This is a genomic window from Endozoicomonas sp. NE40, assembly GCF_040549045.1.
Taxonomy (GTDB): domain Bacteria; phylum Pseudomonadota; class Gammaproteobacteria; order Pseudomonadales; family Endozoicomonadaceae; genus Endozoicomonas_A; species Endozoicomonas_A lisbonensis.
Map to the genome: position 1 here is coordinate 3,500,759 of NZ_JBEWTB010000002.1, position 16,742 is coordinate 3,517,500.

At 48.8% G+C, this 16,742-nt stretch carries 12 protein-coding genes and 1 pseudogene (1 of these 13 cut by a window edge); 8 read left to right on the plus strand and 5 right to left on the minus strand.

The window, feature by feature from the left end; translation table 11 throughout:
- Positions 1-4: 4 nt before the first annotated feature.
- Positions 5-568, minus strand: coding sequence for an AmmeMemoRadiSam system protein A (gene amrA / locus V5J35_RS16735; RefSeq protein ID WP_354008240.1), 564 nt, complete (start codon positions 566-568; stop codon positions 5-7).
- A 23-nt stretch (positions 569-591) separates the two neighbouring features.
- Positions 592-1,371, minus strand: coding sequence for an AmmeMemoRadiSam system protein B (gene amrB, locus V5J35_RS16740; RefSeq protein ID WP_354008241.1), 780 nt, complete (start codon positions 1,369-1,371; stop codon positions 592-594).
- A 270-nt stretch (positions 1,372-1,641) separates the two neighbouring features.
- Here amrB and amrS point away from each other — a divergent pair, with 270 nt between their 5' ends.
- A complete protein-coding gene (gene amrS, locus V5J35_RS16745) occupies positions 1,642-2,736 on the plus strand; it encodes an AmmeMemoRadiSam system radical SAM enzyme (RefSeq protein ID WP_354008242.1) in 1,095 nt (364 codons plus the stop codon).
- 110 nt (positions 2,737-2,846) lie between these two features.
- Here the strand turns inward: amrS and V5J35_RS16750 are convergent, their stop codons facing one another.
- Together V5J35_RS16750 and V5J35_RS16755 are read right to left on the minus strand one after the other, a co-directional pair.
- The gene (locus V5J35_RS16750) at positions 2,847-3,227 is read right to left on the minus strand and encodes an acetate uptake transporter (RefSeq protein ID WP_354016453.1); all 381 of its coding nucleotides are present in this window, start codon (positions 3,225-3,227) and stop codon (positions 2,847-2,849) included.
- A 34-nt stretch (positions 3,228-3,261) separates the two neighbouring features.
- Positions 3,262-3,315 (minus strand): annotated as a pseudogene (locus tag V5J35_RS16755) (hypothetical protein); the annotation flags it as partial.
- Between the two features lie 329 nt (positions 3,316-3,644).
- Between V5J35_RS16755 and V5J35_RS16760 the strand changes: the two are divergent.
- The 3 genes from V5J35_RS16760 to V5J35_RS16770 all read left to right on the plus strand — a co-directional run bounded on the left by V5J35_RS16760 (position 3,645) and on the right by V5J35_RS16770 (position 8,759).
- A complete protein-coding gene (locus V5J35_RS16760) occupies positions 3,645-5,000 on the plus strand; it encodes an autotransporter outer membrane beta-barrel domain-containing protein (protein ID WP_354008244.1) in 1,356 nt (451 codons plus the stop codon).
- 320 nt (positions 5,001-5,320) lie between these two features.
- Positions 5,321-7,555, plus strand: a complete 2,235-nt coding sequence (locus tag V5J35_RS16765; protein ID WP_354008245.1) for a bifunctional metallophosphatase/5'-nucleotidase — start codon at positions 5,321-5,323, stop codon at positions 7,553-7,555.
- A gap of 217 nt (positions 7,556-7,772) precedes the next feature.
- Positions 7,773-8,759, plus strand: a complete 987-nt coding sequence (locus tag V5J35_RS16770) for a YibE/F family protein (protein ID WP_354016454.1) — start codon at positions 7,773-7,775, stop codon at positions 8,757-8,759.
- A 79-nt stretch (positions 8,760-8,838) separates the two neighbouring features.
- Here the strand turns inward: V5J35_RS16770 and V5J35_RS16775 are convergent, their stop codons facing one another.
- On the minus strand, positions 8,839-11,217 hold the full coding sequence (locus V5J35_RS16775) for a Lon protease family protein (protein ID WP_354008247.1): 2,379 nt from the start codon (positions 11,215-11,217) through the stop codon (positions 8,839-8,841).
- A gap of 336 nt (positions 11,218-11,553) precedes the next feature.
- Here V5J35_RS16775 and dacB point away from each other — a divergent pair, with 336 nt between their 5' ends.
- From dacB to V5J35_RS16795, 4 genes are all read left to right on the plus strand, one after another.
- Complete coding sequence (dacB, locus tag V5J35_RS16780; protein WP_354008248.1) at positions 11,554-12,975, plus strand: D-alanyl-D-alanine carboxypeptidase/D-alanyl-D-alanine endopeptidase; 1,422 nt, start codon at positions 11,554-11,556, stop codon at positions 12,973-12,975.
- Between the two features lie 417 nt (positions 12,976-13,392).
- Positions 13,393-14,337 (plus strand): ABC transporter ATP-binding protein, encoded by a 945-nt coding sequence (locus V5J35_RS16785; RefSeq protein ID WP_354016455.1) that lies wholly within the window; start codon positions 13,393-13,395, stop codon positions 14,335-14,337.
- Positions 14,334-15,068: an ABC transporter permease subunit gene (locus V5J35_RS16790; RefSeq protein ID WP_354008251.1), complete on the plus strand. Its 735-nt coding sequence runs from the start codon at positions 14,334-14,336 to the stop codon at positions 15,066-15,068. The genes V5J35_RS16785 and V5J35_RS16790 overlap by 4 nt, the downstream gene beginning before the upstream one ends.
- Before the next feature lie 10 nt (positions 15,069-15,078).
- Positions 15,079-16,742 carry the 5' portion of a Gldg family protein gene (locus tag V5J35_RS16795; protein WP_354008252.1) on the plus strand. The gene runs 325 nt beyond the window's last position, so the window shows 1,664 of its 1,989 coding nt (coding positions 1-1,664); it begins with the start codon at positions 15,079-15,081; the stop codon falls past the right edge of the window.

The window sequence follows — 16,742 nt, forward strand, 5'->3', positions numbered from 1 at the left end:
GGTGCTACTTCTCTTTAAATTTAAGGCACGAGTAACGGGAACACTTCATATCATCCGGCCAGATATCCAGCGGTATGCCTGCTTTCTGTTTTAGGTGCTGTAAAAACTGTTTCGCAGCAGGAAGCTGTTCCCAGACCTGCGGTAAAAAGGTAGCCCGGTAGATCGCATTTTCTATCACCAGTCCATCCTGACCGGGAATAAGCTGTTGCAGCAGATCGTCCTCAGAACTGACGCTCATTTCTGACAAAGGGCTAAGAATTGAGATTTCAACGTCTATCTCGGTAAGTTCCGCCTGGGATACCGGCTGAAAACGTGTATCCCTAAATGCGGCTGCAAAAGCGTTATAGATAATATCTTCTATTAGCGGGCGTCTGACCTCCAATGACCCAATACAACCTCGCAGGTCGCCCTGTTTCTGCAGTGTTACAAAGGTTGCCCGGTGCTCATAAAAAACTGGAGGAAAATTACCTTCCGGTGTTTCCGGAGGCAACCCTTGTCGACAGCTGTCGGCTATGGTTTTTCTGGCAAGGCGGAGCAGTTCTTTTTGTTGAGGTAAGCTCAGTTCCATCGCGGTGAATCCCTGACGTTCCATCACTGAATGGCAAAGGCGCCATAACCCACAACCCGTTTTTTATCACCGGCGGTGTCACCGGAATTGCGAACATCCAGAGTCTGTACTTCCATCCCCCGCCTCTGGGCTACTTTCAGCATGCCATTGATGGGGCAGCAGCCGCAAGCCTGCCCTCCTGTCAGATCAGTGGTTAACTGTTCTATGGCTTTTACTGTGAGATCATCCCGCCGCTGGGCTTCTTCGTAGGCATGATAATGACTAAGGTCAGAACTGATGACGATCAGGGTGTCTTCCTTACCCCACAGAAAATCAATGACTTCTGCCACCACCAGGGCTGAAGCCTGACCAACGACGAGAGGAACCAGACTGAAATCCTCAAGACAGGATTGTAAAAACGGGAGCTGTACTTCAAGGCTGTGTTCTCTGGCGTGGGCCAGGGGAAGCGTCTGCACCTGACTGAACCGGCTGAGTGCTGCCATGGCAGGGCCGTCCAGATGAATGCTGCCCAGCGGTGTTATGAAATGATCGGCATCCGGCAGTGCCAGACCTTCGAAGGCTACCTGATGGGAAGGCCCCAGCAGTACCACCCGGCGAATGTTATTACGGAAGGGTTCCAGCAACTGGTAAGCACTGGCTGCCACCGGCCCGGAATAGATATAACCTGCATGGGGAACAATCAATGCCTTGGGAGAAAGGTCTCGCTGTTCAGCTTCATGAAGCATATTCGAAACGACCTTCTGAAGTATGGCAGGGTCATCAGGGTAGAAGGTTCCGGCCACGGCAGGTTGGCGAGCAGTCATTGAGTCATCCCCCGGAGAAATAAGCCCTATAATTATAGCCAGCGTTTTTGCATTTCTTTGACAGAATGGACTGTTTGATTTTGAGTGACATGAAAAACAGATTATCCCTGTTTAACGCAGGGCTCGAGTCATTTATCAGGAAGTCGGCTAATCGTTGAGCTGGATCAAATTGTACCAGTACAGTCCTTTTCAGAGTGATGTTTTGACAATAGTGTGTAATGAGAGTATGTAGATAATTTGGACAGCGTTGAATAAGTAGGGAGGGGGACTATGAGTCAGAATACTGTCCGGCATCCTCCTGAGTACTGGCCAACTCAGTGGTGGCACTTACTTGACGATAGTCGTATTCAATGTGATGTTTGCCCCCGGGCCTGTAAATTGAGAGAAGGGCAGCAGGGGCTTTGTTTTGTCAGAGCCCGTCATAATGATCAGATTGTACTGACCAGCTATGGCCGCTCCAGCGGCTTCTGTATCGACCCTATTGAAAAAAAACCGTTAAATCATTTCCTGCCGGGAACGCCTGTACTCTCTTTTGGAACCGCCGGCTGCAATCTTGCCTGCAAGTTCTGCCAGAACTGGGATATGAGCAAATCAAGAGAGATGGATACACTTGCTGATCAGGCTATGCCTGAGTCTCTTGCCCAGGCTGCATTGCAGTCCGGGTGTCGCAGCATGGCATTTACCTATAACGATCCGGTCATTTTTATGGAGTATGCAATAGACGTTGCCCAGGCCGGGCATGAACTGGACATTAAATCGGTGGCGGTCAGTGCCGGGTATATCTGTGAAAAGCCCCGCGAGCAGTTTTACCGATATATTGATGCGGCGAATATTGACCTGAAAGCTTTCACTGAATCGTTTTATAAAAAAATCTGTGGTGGATCACTACAGCCGGTTCTGGAAACTCTGGTCTATTTGAAGCAGGAGACCAGTGTCTGGTTTGAGATTACAACGTTGCTGATTCCCGGAGAAAATGATTCGGACGACGAGTTGCATACCATGTCTTCCTGGATTGTGGATAACCTGGGAACAGATATTCCGCTTCATTTCACCGCTTTTCACCCTGACTGGAAAATGATGGATCATGCTCATACGCCGGGCAGCACACTCTCCCGAGCCAGAGATATCGCCCTGTCCTATGGGTTGAAATACGTTTATACCGGTAATGTCCATGACCGTGAGGGCGGTAGCACCTGGTGCCATCAGTGTGGAACCCTGCTGATTGAGCGTGACTGGTATCAGCTGGGAGCCTGGAATATTCACCAGGGGGCCTGCCAGCAGTGCGGGACACCTGTTGCCGGTGTGTTTGAACAGGCTCCCGGAAACTGGGGGCGAAAACGCATTCCCGTGAAGATGATGAACTGATTTATTTATTCATTTCAGCGGGTTCAGGTTGCCAACAGGCAGGACCTCCTCACCAAACTGCTCGTTGATTACTTCAGCCATTGCCAGATAAACGGCACTGGCACCACAAATTATGCCTTCCCAGCCAGTGTTCCAATTTGTTCTGAGCCAGTGAAGTCTCTGGCAGCAAGAAGAATAAACAGTAATGCCAGGGAGGCAAAAACAAATTGTAAGGATTTGTTCACTTTTGGCGTGGCGAAAAACATAAACAGGGTGAGCAGCCCCCATGAGAGCAGATACCAGCCCATATAGACGTCAGGTGTTTCAGTCGCAATACCGAATTCAGGCAACAGCAGTAATAACACAAAGCTGACCCAGAACAGGCCATAAGAGGTGAATGCAGCGACACCAAACGTGTTGCCTTTTCTGAACTCCATCATTCCCGCAATAATCTGGGCAAAGCCGCCATACACCAGCTCCATGGCAAGGATCATGGCACAAGAAGCCTGCATTGTGAATGTTTAACAGGATGGTGGTCATACCAAACCCCATTAACCCCAAAGGCGCAGGATTTGCCAAAGTATTGGGCTGATTGCTCATGGTTTTACCACTCTTTTAAGTGTCGTGTTGTAACAGGCAGAGCATAGATAACCCTCAAACTGACTGTTGAATTAATTTTGAATAACAGTACTGGAAGACAGAAGAAAACTCTGAACTATCGAAATGAGAAACCTTCGGCTACTTTTTCTTCAACTATTTTTTCTTCGACTACCTTTGCATGGGGTGTAGCAGTTGCCTTACAGATGGCTGTTCACCAACGCTTTCACAAATAAAAGTATTCGGGAGTTGTCGTGAAATCCAGAGCGTTATTTTCGTTGCCTGTGAAATTAGCAGTCCTTGGTGGACTATCAGGATTTATTCAACCGGCAATGCTTGCTGCTGAACCTGAAGTCAACTTTGATCAGCAGAATAAAACGGCCCGCTTTAAATACACGGAAACCCACACCGATGTTTTAGATTTAAAAGTAGATACCTCAAAAGTCTGGAAAGCGCCAGAGCAGGATGTGTATTACTTTAAGGCTATCGATGTTAATGGTGATTTAGCGAGTGGGCGTTTTCTTCCTATTGAAAAAATTCCTCCATCTCAACTGGTCAGTGCCAGAAAGGTCAGTGCTGTTTTATCGCAACCGGCCATCGCTGACCGGATGATGCACGAAGCTTCACTGCATGCTTATGACAGCTTTACCCGCCTGACAAGCAGCATTTTGGGAGGCAGGATTCCCGCAGCAGCCCTGTCCGGAAACCGTAACGTCGGGCTTTATGATCAGCCTTCCTCCCACTGGCTGGCGCAGCAGGAGCCCGATCCTGATGATGCTGTGGACTATCTTGGACAGGAAGAGCTTGGACAGGAAGAGCTGGGGCAGGGAGACGTCGCTGCTGATCACGATACGTTTTACAGCTATTCCCAGACGGTTACGGAGGGGGCAAAGGCTTTTATTTACGGGGAATGGTTCGGGCTGATGCAGGTCTATGGCCATTTTCTGGATCAGAAGAAAGTTAAAGATATGGCCGGGTTTAAATCAAACGGCTATGGGGTGCAGATGTCCCTGCTCCGCCCGGTTGGCAACGAATGGCTGATAGGTGTTTATGGTGCCTGGCAAAAGCTCACGGCTGACCTGAAAGATTTTAATGGTGAGGTTGAATCGGGAACCTGGCGTCTTGGCCCCGCCATCGCCTGGCGGCATGGTTTCCTGCATGCTGAAGGACTGGTGACGTATAACTGGAATACGATTGACAGTAAAGCTCACAGCTACAAGGCGGACTATAAAAGCAAACAATGGGATGTTTATGCCCGTGGTGGTTATGACTTTGATTTAAATTACATGTCTACAGGACTAACACTCACACCTGAAGTACAGCTGATGTATGTCAATCAGCAACGTGACGACTTCAACTGGTTTACCCAGATGGTGAAAAAAGGCAAGAGCAGTGGCTGGGTGTCACGGCTGGGGGCGGTGCTTACTTATGAACGGGTGCAATTCAGTCAGCCGTTTGAGCTTAAACTCTCTCTGGGCTGGCAGCATTCCGATTTGAAAACCGATGACCTGGAAGTAGAGGGAAAGAAGAAAAAATACGATTATTATGACCAGAACGGTGCTTACTACTCTGTCGGGCTCGATACTTTTCTTAATGAACGGTTAAACATGAGCCTGGGCTATGGCGGCGTCTGGATGAAAGAATCGTTGTCCCATCATATTCTTGCCGGGCTGGAATTTCGTTTTTGATTGCAGGTGACGAGCATCAGGGGTGATTCTTTATGTCGCCCTTGTGCTGACGACATGTGTTTGAGATTAAGATAGTTCGGAAAAAACGTTTTTTGAAGGTTGATAAGTTATTTATTGGCTTTGTAGCCACTTGCCGAAGATAAAAGATATTGTCGACATAGAGTAAAGATGTTGTTACGTAATTTTGTCGGAAAGTATGTCGATTAGTTTGCATACACCTTGGTTGTGAAAAACTTTAGTCTTTCTTTCTGCGAATTTGATGGCCAGGTTGTTTCTTTGGGTCATTTCTGTCTATGGAAGAGAAGTTAAGGTTGTTCTGAGTGAAACCGTTTAAGATCGCCGCATTATCCGCTGCCGTGATGATGTCACTGACTGGCTGTAGTTATGAAAATAAGCCAGCTGATACCCCGGAGCAGCCACCTTTAGCCGAGTGTAAAACCCTTTACAATACGCCTGAAGTCGTTGTTAAAGGTAATAATCACGAACTGACGGCTCAAACTATTACCATTGGTGCCACGGGCGATATGCACGGCCGTATCTGGGCTTATGATTATGCTCTGGATCGTGAAGACAGCAGTGCTGGTTTCTCCAAAATCGCTACCCTGCTGAAAAAAGAGCGGATCAACAACCCTGACATGATCATGATCGATCTGGGTGATACGGTTCAGGGTAACTCTGCCGAGTTGTTTAACAACATGCCAATTCACCCAGTGGTCGAAACCATGAACATCATGGAGTATGATCTGTGGGTACCGGGTAACCACGAATTTGATTTTGAGCGCAGCTTCCTCGACCGCAACCTGGTTGGTTTTAATGGGTCTGTGGTCTCCTCCAACATTATCTGGGACAAGAACTCTGACACTTGTTCAGCCAACTCCGAAAACGTCCCTTTCCTGCCTGGCTTTCAGATTTTTGATGTTAATGGTGCCAAAGTCGCTGTTGTCGGTGTAACCCCGTCGCTGGTGCCAAACTGGCAGGCGTCAAACCCTGATAACTTCCGCAACCTGGATTTTACCAATGAAGTAGAAGCGATTAGCGCATCTGTTCAGCAGGCTATTCAGAAGTACTCTCCTGATGTTGTGATTGGTGCTCTCCATCTGGGTCGCTGGGAAGCTGGTACAGGTGTCTACGAAGTAGCTTCCAAAATGGCGGACAAGTTCGATGTGATCTTTATGGGTCACGAACATGCCCAGTTTATTGAGCAGATGTATCATAATGACCCGGTTGAAGGCGGTATGAAAGACATTACCGTTGATGGTAATGCTCAAGAGGAAGATAAAGATCTGGCAGGTATTTACAACGAGCTGAACCGTCACACCAAGGTTAAGGTTATTGAACCTGGCAAATGGGGCTGGGCGCTGGCCAAGGCTGAGATTGAGCTGAAAAAAGACACGGACGGCAACTGGAATATCGTTGATACGACACTGTCTAACCAGGTTGTGACGGACATTGAAGAAAGTGTTGAGATTCAGGATAAGTTCCGTGATACCCACAAAACATCTGTTGATGATGCCAATCAGGTGATTGGTAGAGTTGAGGGTTACTTTACCAACTCTCCAACAGGTTATGTGGATGAAGCGACTAACGAAAACTATGAGTTTGTAGAAGGTTTTGGTCCGCGTCTGTACACGACAATCCATCACGCTAAAGTGGCTGATATGCCTTTGGTTGATTTAATTAACCAGCTGCAGGTCAGCAGGGTAGAAGAAGTATTTGCTAAAGATAGCAGCATCAGCCACACGACCGTAGACGTGTCTGCAGCGGCACTGTTTGCAGACACTTCGAATCTGGTAGACGGTCAGGAATATCGTAAAAAAGACAGTTCTAACCTGTATATGTACGACAATATGCTAGTTGCTGTGGAAATCAGTGGCGCAAACCTGAAAGACTATATGGAGTGGTCTTACACTTATCTGAAGGGGTATCAGGAGGGAGATTTAACCGTTTCTTTCAATACCGATATTCCATCGTTCAATTACGATCTGTTTGATGGTGAGGGCTTTCGGTATGAAGTGGACCTGTCAAAGGCTCCTCGTGTGAATGGTCATGACGGAAAGCGAATCATCATCCATGAAATTGCAGGTGCGGCGTTTGATGAAAACGCTACTTATGTTCTGGCCATTAACGACTATCGCTATGGCTCCACCTTGTTGCCAATGGGCTGGATCACCGAAGATGACAAACTCTGGGACTCTTCTAATGAGACTGTTTACGCTATTCGTGACATGCTGACTGAAAAGGTTGCAAAGCAGGGTGGCCTCAAGCGTGAAGACTATGTTAACCAGAACTGGTTTATTACCCAGTATGGTCAAGCAGACGACAATGGGAAGGTGACTGATAAAGGCGCGATTCTGGCTCTGCGCGAAGATGGTGGTGCTGGTCAGGAATTGTGGGAACGTCTGGTCAACAAAGAGATCTGTGTTGTACTCGAAGGTGACCGGACCCGGGCTATTGGTGTATCAGTGAACATCAACGATGAAAGCTCCTGGTATGAAAACCCTGAATTCAGTAAAGACGCTAGCCAGGAAGACCTATACAGAGGTTGCTCCAGCTAAACTGGTGTAGATTTTTTCAGACTTCTGAAAACAAACAGGGCGCATTTTACATGCGCCCTGTTTGTTTTGGTGACTGACATGCTAAAACGATTGTTATTTCCTGCAACGGTTTTTCTGCTGGCTACGTTTATTCTCTGGTATTCGCCCCAGGTCAGCGAAAGTTTTCGTCCCGCGCGCCTATAACCCACAACACCTGGTGCGTGCTCAGGTGGTTGAGGTGCTGCTTGAAGAAGTCAGGCCGGATAATGCTGTTCCAAGCATTGTCACTGGTCGTCAGCAGCTTCTGGTAAAAATTCTTGAAGGCGATCAGACGGGTGAAGAACATAAGGTGATGAACAACATTAGTCGCCTGCACAATGTCTACGTCCAGCCGGGAGATGAGTTTATATTACTGATTCGCCAGCGCGGTGATTCCGAAATCTACTGGCCGTTCAACCACGACCGGGCGGGGGCGGTGTACTGGATGCTGGGCCTGATGGTGGCACTAATCCTGATCATGGGAAAAATGCAGGGGCTGAACTCCATTGTTTCCCTGTACTTTACCGGTTCTCTACTGATCGGTGTTTTAATTCCCGGGTTGTTTGCCGGGTTGAACCCTGTATTGCTGACCATTGGGCTGATGGCTGTAAAAATAGTGGTCAATTTCCTGCTCGTGGCAGGCTATAACCGAAAATCCCTGGTGGCCATGCTGGGAACCCTGGGAGGGGTGATTGTTGCCGGTGTTATTGCACAGTTTTTTGGTGAAATGGCTCAACTGAATGGTCTGTATCTGGATAAAGGCGAAGACCTGATCTATCTGGGGAGTAATAACCAGCTTCAGGTGCGCTGGCTGTTGTTTGTAGCCATTATGATTTCTGCCCTGGGTGCCGTCATGGATGTCGCAATTTCCATGGTGTCTTCTTACCATGAATTGCGGGAGGTCAGCCCGGAGCAGCCGGAAAGTGAACGACTGCTTGCAACTATTAATATTGGTCGTGACATTATGGGGACAATGACCAATACACTGATTCTCGCGTTTGTCGGAAGCTCCCTGACCACCATCATGATGGTTTGGGGATTCCAGATGCCCGTGATTCAGTTTATGAATATTCCGGCCATTTCTCTTGCCATGATTCATGGTCTGGCAGGAAGTATCGGATTGATTATGACGATTCCAATCACCGTACTGTTTGCCAGTCTGGTTTATAACCGGAAAGGCAGCTAAAAAGCAGGCGGGACATTCTCATGTCCCGCACTATTGTCCCGTACTATTGCTTCAGGACAATGCTTCAGGAAGAAGCTTGTCAGCTGCCCTCTTTAGACAACTCTGAAATTTCTTTCAGACGGTTGACCACTTTGAAGTTCAAAGAACCTTTGGTGTATTCCCCTTTGCTATTCAGACTTCCCGGCTTGCAGCCGGTCAGCAGCTCCAGTGCTTCTTCCGCATGATTAACGGCATAAACACTGAACTGTTTTGCCCGAACAGCATCGACCACTTTTTGATGCAGCATCAGGTTGCGGACGTTGGCTGCGGGAATAATAACCCCCTGGTCGCCTGTCAGTCCGCGGGCAGCACAGAGATCAAAGAAACCTTCAATCTTCTCGTTCACGCCGCCAATAGCCTGCACCTCGCCGTATTGGTTCATGGAGCCAGTCACGGCAAAGCTTTGTTTAATAGGGGTGTCGGTCAGGGCAGAAATCAGACAGCACAACTCTGCCAGTGAGGCGCTGTCGCCATCGATATAACCATAAGATTGCTCCATCGCCAGACTGGCAGAAATGGCCAGAGGGAATTTCTGAGCATACTTGTTACCCAGGTAGCCAGAGATAATCATAACCCCCTTGGAGTGAATGGCCTGACCCAGCTGAACTTCCCGTTCAATATCCACGACACCCTGAGAGCCCGGGTAAACGGCTGCAGTAATTCGGGCCGGTGAGCCAAAACTGGTGTCGCCAATGGAGAGTACGGTAAGACCGTTGATCTTGCCGACTTTCTCCCCTTCTGAATCGATCAGAATGCTGCCTTCCAGCATTTCGTCCAGAATCTGCTTGCTGACCCTGCCGGTACGTTCAGCCTTGGCAGCAATAGCGCGATCAACGTGTTCGTGATTGATTTTGCGACCCCGACCCATGCGACGAATAAAATCGGCTTCTGCCAACAGGTCAAACAGATCGCCGATTTTGGCTGACATTTCGCGCTGATGCTCAGCCATACGGGAACTCTGCTCAACCATACGAGACACTGCAGAAGCGGTCAGGGGTGGATAGCCTTCATCGTCTGCCCGGTTTTTTAAAAGCTGGGAGAATGCCTGAACCGAGTCCGGATCACGGACAATACGGTCGTCGAAGTCGACCAGAACCCTAAACATTTCATGGAAATCCGGGTCGAGTTGTTGCAGGACATAATAAATGTCCCTTGAGCCTACCAGAATAATTTTGACATTCAGGGGTATTACTTCCGGATTCAGGGTAATGGTATTAAGCATTCCCAGTTCCGCATAGGGTGACTCAATTTTCAGCTGTTTCTCTTTAAGCGCACGTTTCAGAGCTTCCCAGACAAAAGGTTCTTCCAGCAGTTTATTAGCATCGAGCAACAGATAGCCGCCATTGGCCTGATGCAGTGAGCCAGGGCAGATCTGGCGGTAGTTGGTGACCAGCGCTCCCATTTCACTGGCGTATTCGATGCGACCAAACAGGTTTTTGTAGCTCGGGTGTGATTCGTAAATAACCGGGGCTACCCCGTTGTCTTCCATCGCCACCACCAGATTCGGAGCGTACAGCTCGATCAGTGCTGCCCGTTTGCTGGAATCTTCTTTGGATTCCATTGCCCTGTCGTCTGCCAGCAGGTCAATAACGGAACGATGCAGGTGCTGTTTCACGGCCTCCAGGTATTTCAGAACGTTTTTCTGGTTGCTGTATTCCTTTCGCAGTGGTTTCAGCAGCGGTTCCAGCGCTTGGTCAATGGTGTTCTGGTTCAGCTTCTGCAGCTTTTCGTTCGACTCCCGCTTCCACTGTGGTAACTCGACCAGTGACTCATTGAGCATGGTTTCCAGCTCACCGATGTCGTTATTAAATTTGGTGCGTTTTTCATCCGGTAGCTGGGCGAATTCCGTTTCGTCCATGGCTTTGCCTTTCTGCATCGGGGTAAAACTGAGCGAGCCCTGTTCTCTGTAGAGGGCAATATCACGTTTCAGTGCTTCCTGCTCAATTTCATCAATAGTCTGGTCGTAGCGTTTGTTAAACTCTCTTTCAATCAGACTTTTCCGCTGCTGATAGGTGGGGTTCTCAAAGGCTGCCGGGAATGTCAGCAGAAGGCTGTCGACGAACTCGTCAAAATGTTTTTGTAATTTGTTGCCATGACCTGCCGGTAGTTGCAAGACTTTGGGTTCGCGGGTGTTATCAAAATTATTAATGTATGCCCAGTCGTCGGGTGGACTCTGACGTTTGGCTTCGGTTTCCAGGTATTTCCGCAAATAGGACATTCGTCCAGTACCAGATTCGCCCATAACATAAATGTTATAGCCGGTCCGGTGCATGGCCACTCCGAACTGGATAGCGCTGGTGGCACGCTCCTGCCCCAGGATGCCAACATAGTTCTCTAACTCGTCGGTTGATTTAAAGCCGAGCTCCTTGACTGGCTGTTTTGCAATAAGTTGATTGGTTGATAATTTGAGTTTTTTCACTAAAGCCTGCCACTTACCTTTCTATGATTCCAAATGATGACGAACACCTTTGTGGAAAAAACGTCCACATTGCAGGCGCTGCACGAGCTACCAATCGACTCGTTCAATATCATGTGTGAATAGGATAATGCTTTTTAACAATAGATGTTACGGCTCGCCGAAAAAAACTACCGACTTTTGCAGTAGATACCGATAAAGTAATCAATGTGAGTGCATTAAATGGAACACTTGTACTTTTTAGTATGAAAATGCAGCTCCTTAAGCTCTGTAGCAATCCTGGTTTGCAGTGCTTTGTTATTGAGACGTATCAGGGATTGGAGGTGACGGGTGAGACGTGTGATCAGGCTTTTAACTTTTCTTGGATTATTATGCGCTTTTACAACGGTGGCCGCAGATGCAGTGGTGACCAGGCTTGAAAATCTGGTGTCTGAATTGCCCGAGGGCAGCGTTTACTCAATACAGGTCAGGGACCCGATAAAAGGTAAGGTTCTTTTTGAACAGGGGGCTCATCTTAACCTGATACCTGCCAGCACCTTAAAAGTACTCACCGCGACCCTTGCTTATGATGCTTTAGGACAGGAGTTCCGTTATAGCACACACATCGCATCAGAAAACAAAGTCACCGGAAAAGGAGTGGTAAACGGTGCGGTCATGTTGTCGTTCAGTGGCGATCCGTCGCTTAAACGGGAACACCTGAATGATTTAGTGGTTCAGCTGAAAGAGAATAAGATCGACACCATCGCCGGTGACCTCTGGCTCGATGGCGCAGTGTATTCTGGGTACGACCGTGCAGGTGGCGTGAGCTGGGATGATTTGAATATCTGTTTTGCGGCCCCGGCAGCGGCAATGATTCTTGACCGTAACTGTTTCTATGGCTGGTTAAAACCGGGCAAGAAGGAAGGTGATCCGGCAATCATGGAATACGACAGGCCCGAATGGAATCTGGAAGTGGATAATCGGGTCGTGACTCAGAAGTCACCGGACGAGGAGCGCTGTACCCAGAAGGTTCGCCCATCAGCAGAGTATGAGTACGAATTGCAGGGGTGTATCGCCCCTGAATCCAGACCCTTGCGAATGGCTTTTTCGGTCAGCAATGTCGAGCGAGCCGTTGAACGTTTCATGTATGGATTGCTGGAACAGCACGATATCAGTCTCAAAGGGCGGATTATTGCCGGACGGCCTGAACTGAACATGCCCTACACGATTGCGGAACATCATTCTCAGCCTCTGCCAGAGCTGCTACGTCCGGTTCTGGAAGATTCCGACAACCTGTACTCGGACAGCATTCTGAAAACGGTCGGGCGTCAGACATCCGGTAAGGCCGGTTCCTATGAGACGGGCATTGAGTCGGCACGGACACTTCTGGGTAATAAAGGTGTGGGCTTTGGAAGCAGTCGGCTTGTCGATGGTTCGGGTCTGTCCCGGTACAATTTTATCAGTGCTGCAACGCTGGTGGATATCCTGATGCTGGGCTGGAAGCAGTGGGGCGAGGAGAGTCCGTGGTTGAATCAACGCAAGCGCAAAGAGCAATGGTTTAAAACAGGCTATATGAGTGGTGTCCGCAGCATGGCCGGATACGTTTTTCCAGACAATGGCAGGCCGCTGGTTTTTGCAGTGATTTTAAATGGTTTGATGCCACCTCTGCCCGCTACAGACAAGGAAATGCGGGCGTTCCGACAGGATATCAGGGCATTTCATCGTTCGTTTTTGAAAGTGCTGGGTGATTCCGGTAAAACGTTAGATATAAGCGCCAAATAGTTGCTAAGTAATTGCTAAATAGTTGTCAGGTAGTTGGAGCCAGGCACTTCTCAACATTTGAAATTAATCAGGGAGCTTCTATATTCCTTGACGGCAAATAATAAAGATTAATAACAGACTGCTTATTTCAGGAATTGCTTATTTCGGAGCAGCAGCCTGTTGAATTTCGAATGTATAACCACAAATGCAGGATCACAGCAGGATCAAAAAGTCACTTCTCTGAAACTCAATACGGTTGTCCAACGGTAACAGGGCAATTGTGCTTTTATGTGCAGGCCTTGTTTAGATGTGTAGGTAAAGGCTTAGATGTGTAGGTGAAAGGCATAGAGGTGTGGGTGAAAGGCATAGGTGACAGGTTGCATTCGCAGGAGCGTTAAAGAGTTTTAACAAAGCAACTGGAGACTGGATGGGGCGACGATGATCAAGATCGACAACCTGAAAAAGTCCTTTGGCGATTTTTGTGCGGTGGATGGCATTACTTTTTCCGTAGGTCAGGGAGAAGTGCTTGGCTTTCTGGGGCCTAACGGTGCCGGTAAATCCACAACCATGAAAATGCTGACAGGATTTATTAAACCATCAGCAGGCACGGTGTCTGTTTTCGGCCACGATATTGAACAGGCGCCTTTGCAGGCCAAGCGCATTATTGGTTACCTGCCAGAAGGAGCGCCAGCCTATGGCGACATGACCGTTAGCCAGTATCTGGCCTTTATTGCAGAGGTGAGGGGCTTTTCCGGCGATGCACTCAGAAGCCGGGTTAAAAAGGTGGTTGGGCAACTGGCCTTGCAGTCTGTCCTGCATCGTCCGGTGGATAACCTGTCAAAAGGCTTCAAGCGTCGGGTTGGAATTGCACAGGCAATTATCCACGATCCTCAGGTATTGATTCTTGATGAGCCGACCGACGGCCTGGACCCAAACCAGAAACACCAGGTAAGGGAGTTAATTCGCAGCCTGTCGAAAGAAAAAATTGTCATCATCTCCACCCATATTCTGGAAGAGGTGACGGCGGTCTGTACCCGGGCAATGATTATTGCCAATGGCCGGGTTCTGGCTGACGCGACACCGGCAGAGCTGGAAGCCCGTTCCCGCTACCATCGGGCGGTAACGGTTGAACTGCATACGGATGACAGCCTTCTGCCTGCGATGCAGGGACTTCCCGGGGTTAAGGCAGTAGAAACGTCTGACTCCATGCCAGGCCGTTACACCCTGATTCCTGCTGATAATCGTTCAGTCTTCAGTGCATTGACCGACCTGATAGCGACTAAAGGCTGGGAGGTTAAGGAACTCTATGTTGAGAGTGGGCGTCTGGATGATGTGTTCAGGGAGCTGACAACCACAGGCGACAGTGTGGAGGTGGTGAAATGAAAGGCACCGGCATAATCTTTAAACGCGAGCTGGGGAGTTACTTTGCCACCCCTCTGGCTTATGTATTCATTGTTATCTTTCTGATGCTCACCGGAGCCTTTACCTTTTATCTGGGGCGCTTTTATGAAATGCGTCAGGCTGATCTGAGTGCATTTTTTAATTTTCACCCCTGGCTTTACCTGTTCCTGATTCCAGCCATCAGCATGAGGCTGTGGGCTGAAGAACGTAAAACAGGCACGCTGGAGCTGTTGCTGACCCTGCCCATCAGCCTTAAGCAGGCAGTGATGGGCAAGTTTCTTGCCGCATGGGTATTCAGTGGGATTGCCCTGCTGCTTACCTTTCCGATCTGGCTGACAGTGAACTACCTTGGGCAGCCTGATAATGGCGTGATACTGGCTGGTTACATTGGTAGCTGGCTCATGGCAGGAACATTTCTGGCGATAGGTTCCTGTCTGTCAGCGATGACGCAGAACCAGGTGATCGCTTTTATTATGACAGTTGTCGTTTGTTTTCTGTTTGTACTGGCTGGGTTTCCACTTGTTCTTGATGCTTTCAGGGGCTGGACACCTCAATGGCTGGTGGACGGCATTGCTGCACTGAGCTTCCTGACACATTTTGATGCGATCAGCAAAGGCGTTCTGGACTTGCGCGATGTGTTGTATTTCATCGTTATGATGCTGGCATGGCTGATTGCAACAGCCATCACCATTGATATGAAAAAAGCAGACTAAGGAGCTGTCCATGTCACCGACCCTGACAAAACGACTGTTTTCAAAGGCCGGCTTACTGGTGCTGGCCCTAGTCACCCTGCTGCTGACCATTGGTGTCAGTCAGCTGTTTAAAGGCGCACGTGTCGACCTTACTCAAGACCGGTTATACACCCTCTCTGAAGGTACACAGAACCTGCTGAAAAAACTGGATGGCAAGGCCACCCTGCAATTTTTCTACTCAGAAAATCAGACCCGGGAACTGCCTTTTCTGCGCAATTACGCCAGACGGGTAACCGAACTGCTGGAGGAGTATGTGCTGGCATCCAATGGCAAACTCCGGCTGGAAGTCATTGATCCAGAGCCTTTCTCAGAAAATGAAGACAAAGCAGCAGAATATGGCCTTCAGGCTGTCCCTCTGGGTGGTCCCGGTAAAGAAGCTTATATGGGACTGGTAATCACTAATGATGAAGACGACAGTAAACGTGAAGTGATCGGCTTTCTGCATCCGGATAAAGAACGTTTTCTGGAGTACGACATCAGTAAGCTGGTTTATTCAGTGGTACAAAAATCCCGCCCGAAAATCGGTCTGGTCAGCACCCTTCAGGTTAACGGCGGTTACGATATGATGAGCCGTCAGCCTTCCGGGCCGTGGATGAGTATTTCCCAGCTCAGGCAGATGTACGATGTTGATGATCTGGGTACAGCGTTTGACGTTATTCCTGAAGACATCAATCTGCTGGTGGTTATTCATCCAAAAGAGCTGACAGCCCGCACTCGCTACGCCATTGATCAATACGTTGTGGGGGGCGGTCATGCCCTCATTTTTGTTGACCCCAATGCAGAATCCGATCAGGCCGGTGGTGGCATGATGGGAGGGATGATGATGGGTATGGGCGGGGATAAGTCTTCCTCTTTGCCAACTCTGTTCAAAGCCTGGGGTATTGAGATGGACAAGAGCAAAGTGCTTGCTGACGGAACACTGGCACTCTCCGTAGGTTCACCATCCGGCCGGCCTGTCCGGCATCTGGGTATTCTTGGGCTTAATGAGCAAAGCTTTAACAATGATGATGTCATCACTTCCATGCTGAACAGTATCAATGTGGCTACTTCAGGCGCAGTGATCCAGCTGGAGGATGCTCCTACCGATGTCGAAGTACTGCTTCACTCCACTAAAAATGCCATGCTGATGGATGCATCGCTGTTTGCCATGCTGTTTGACCCCTCCTCTTTATACAAAGATTTTAAGGCTACTGGTATTGAATACCCACTGGCTGTCAGAGTAACCGGGATGGTCAAAACCGCTTTTCCAGATGGCAGACCTCCAGAGCCTGAGCCTGAAAAAGCAGAAACCGGTGAAGACGGCTTAAAAGCTGAGGAGGAAGAGGAAGAAGAACCTGCAACGGAAGCGAAGGAAAGCGAGGAAGAAATAAAAGCAGCAAAAGAGCTGCCAGCTCATATTGCAGCATCCATGCAGCCAGTCAATGTTATTGTGGTGGCGGACACTGACCTGTTAACTGATCGGCTCTGGGTTCAGAAGAACAACTTTTTCGGTCAGGATATTGTGCAGCCTTTTGCCAATAATGGCGACCTGCTGATTAATATGGTGGATAACCTGTTGGGGAATGCCGATCTGATCAGTATTCGCAGCCGTGGTCAGTTCTCTCGTCCTTTTGATAAGGTCAGTGAGCTGGAGCT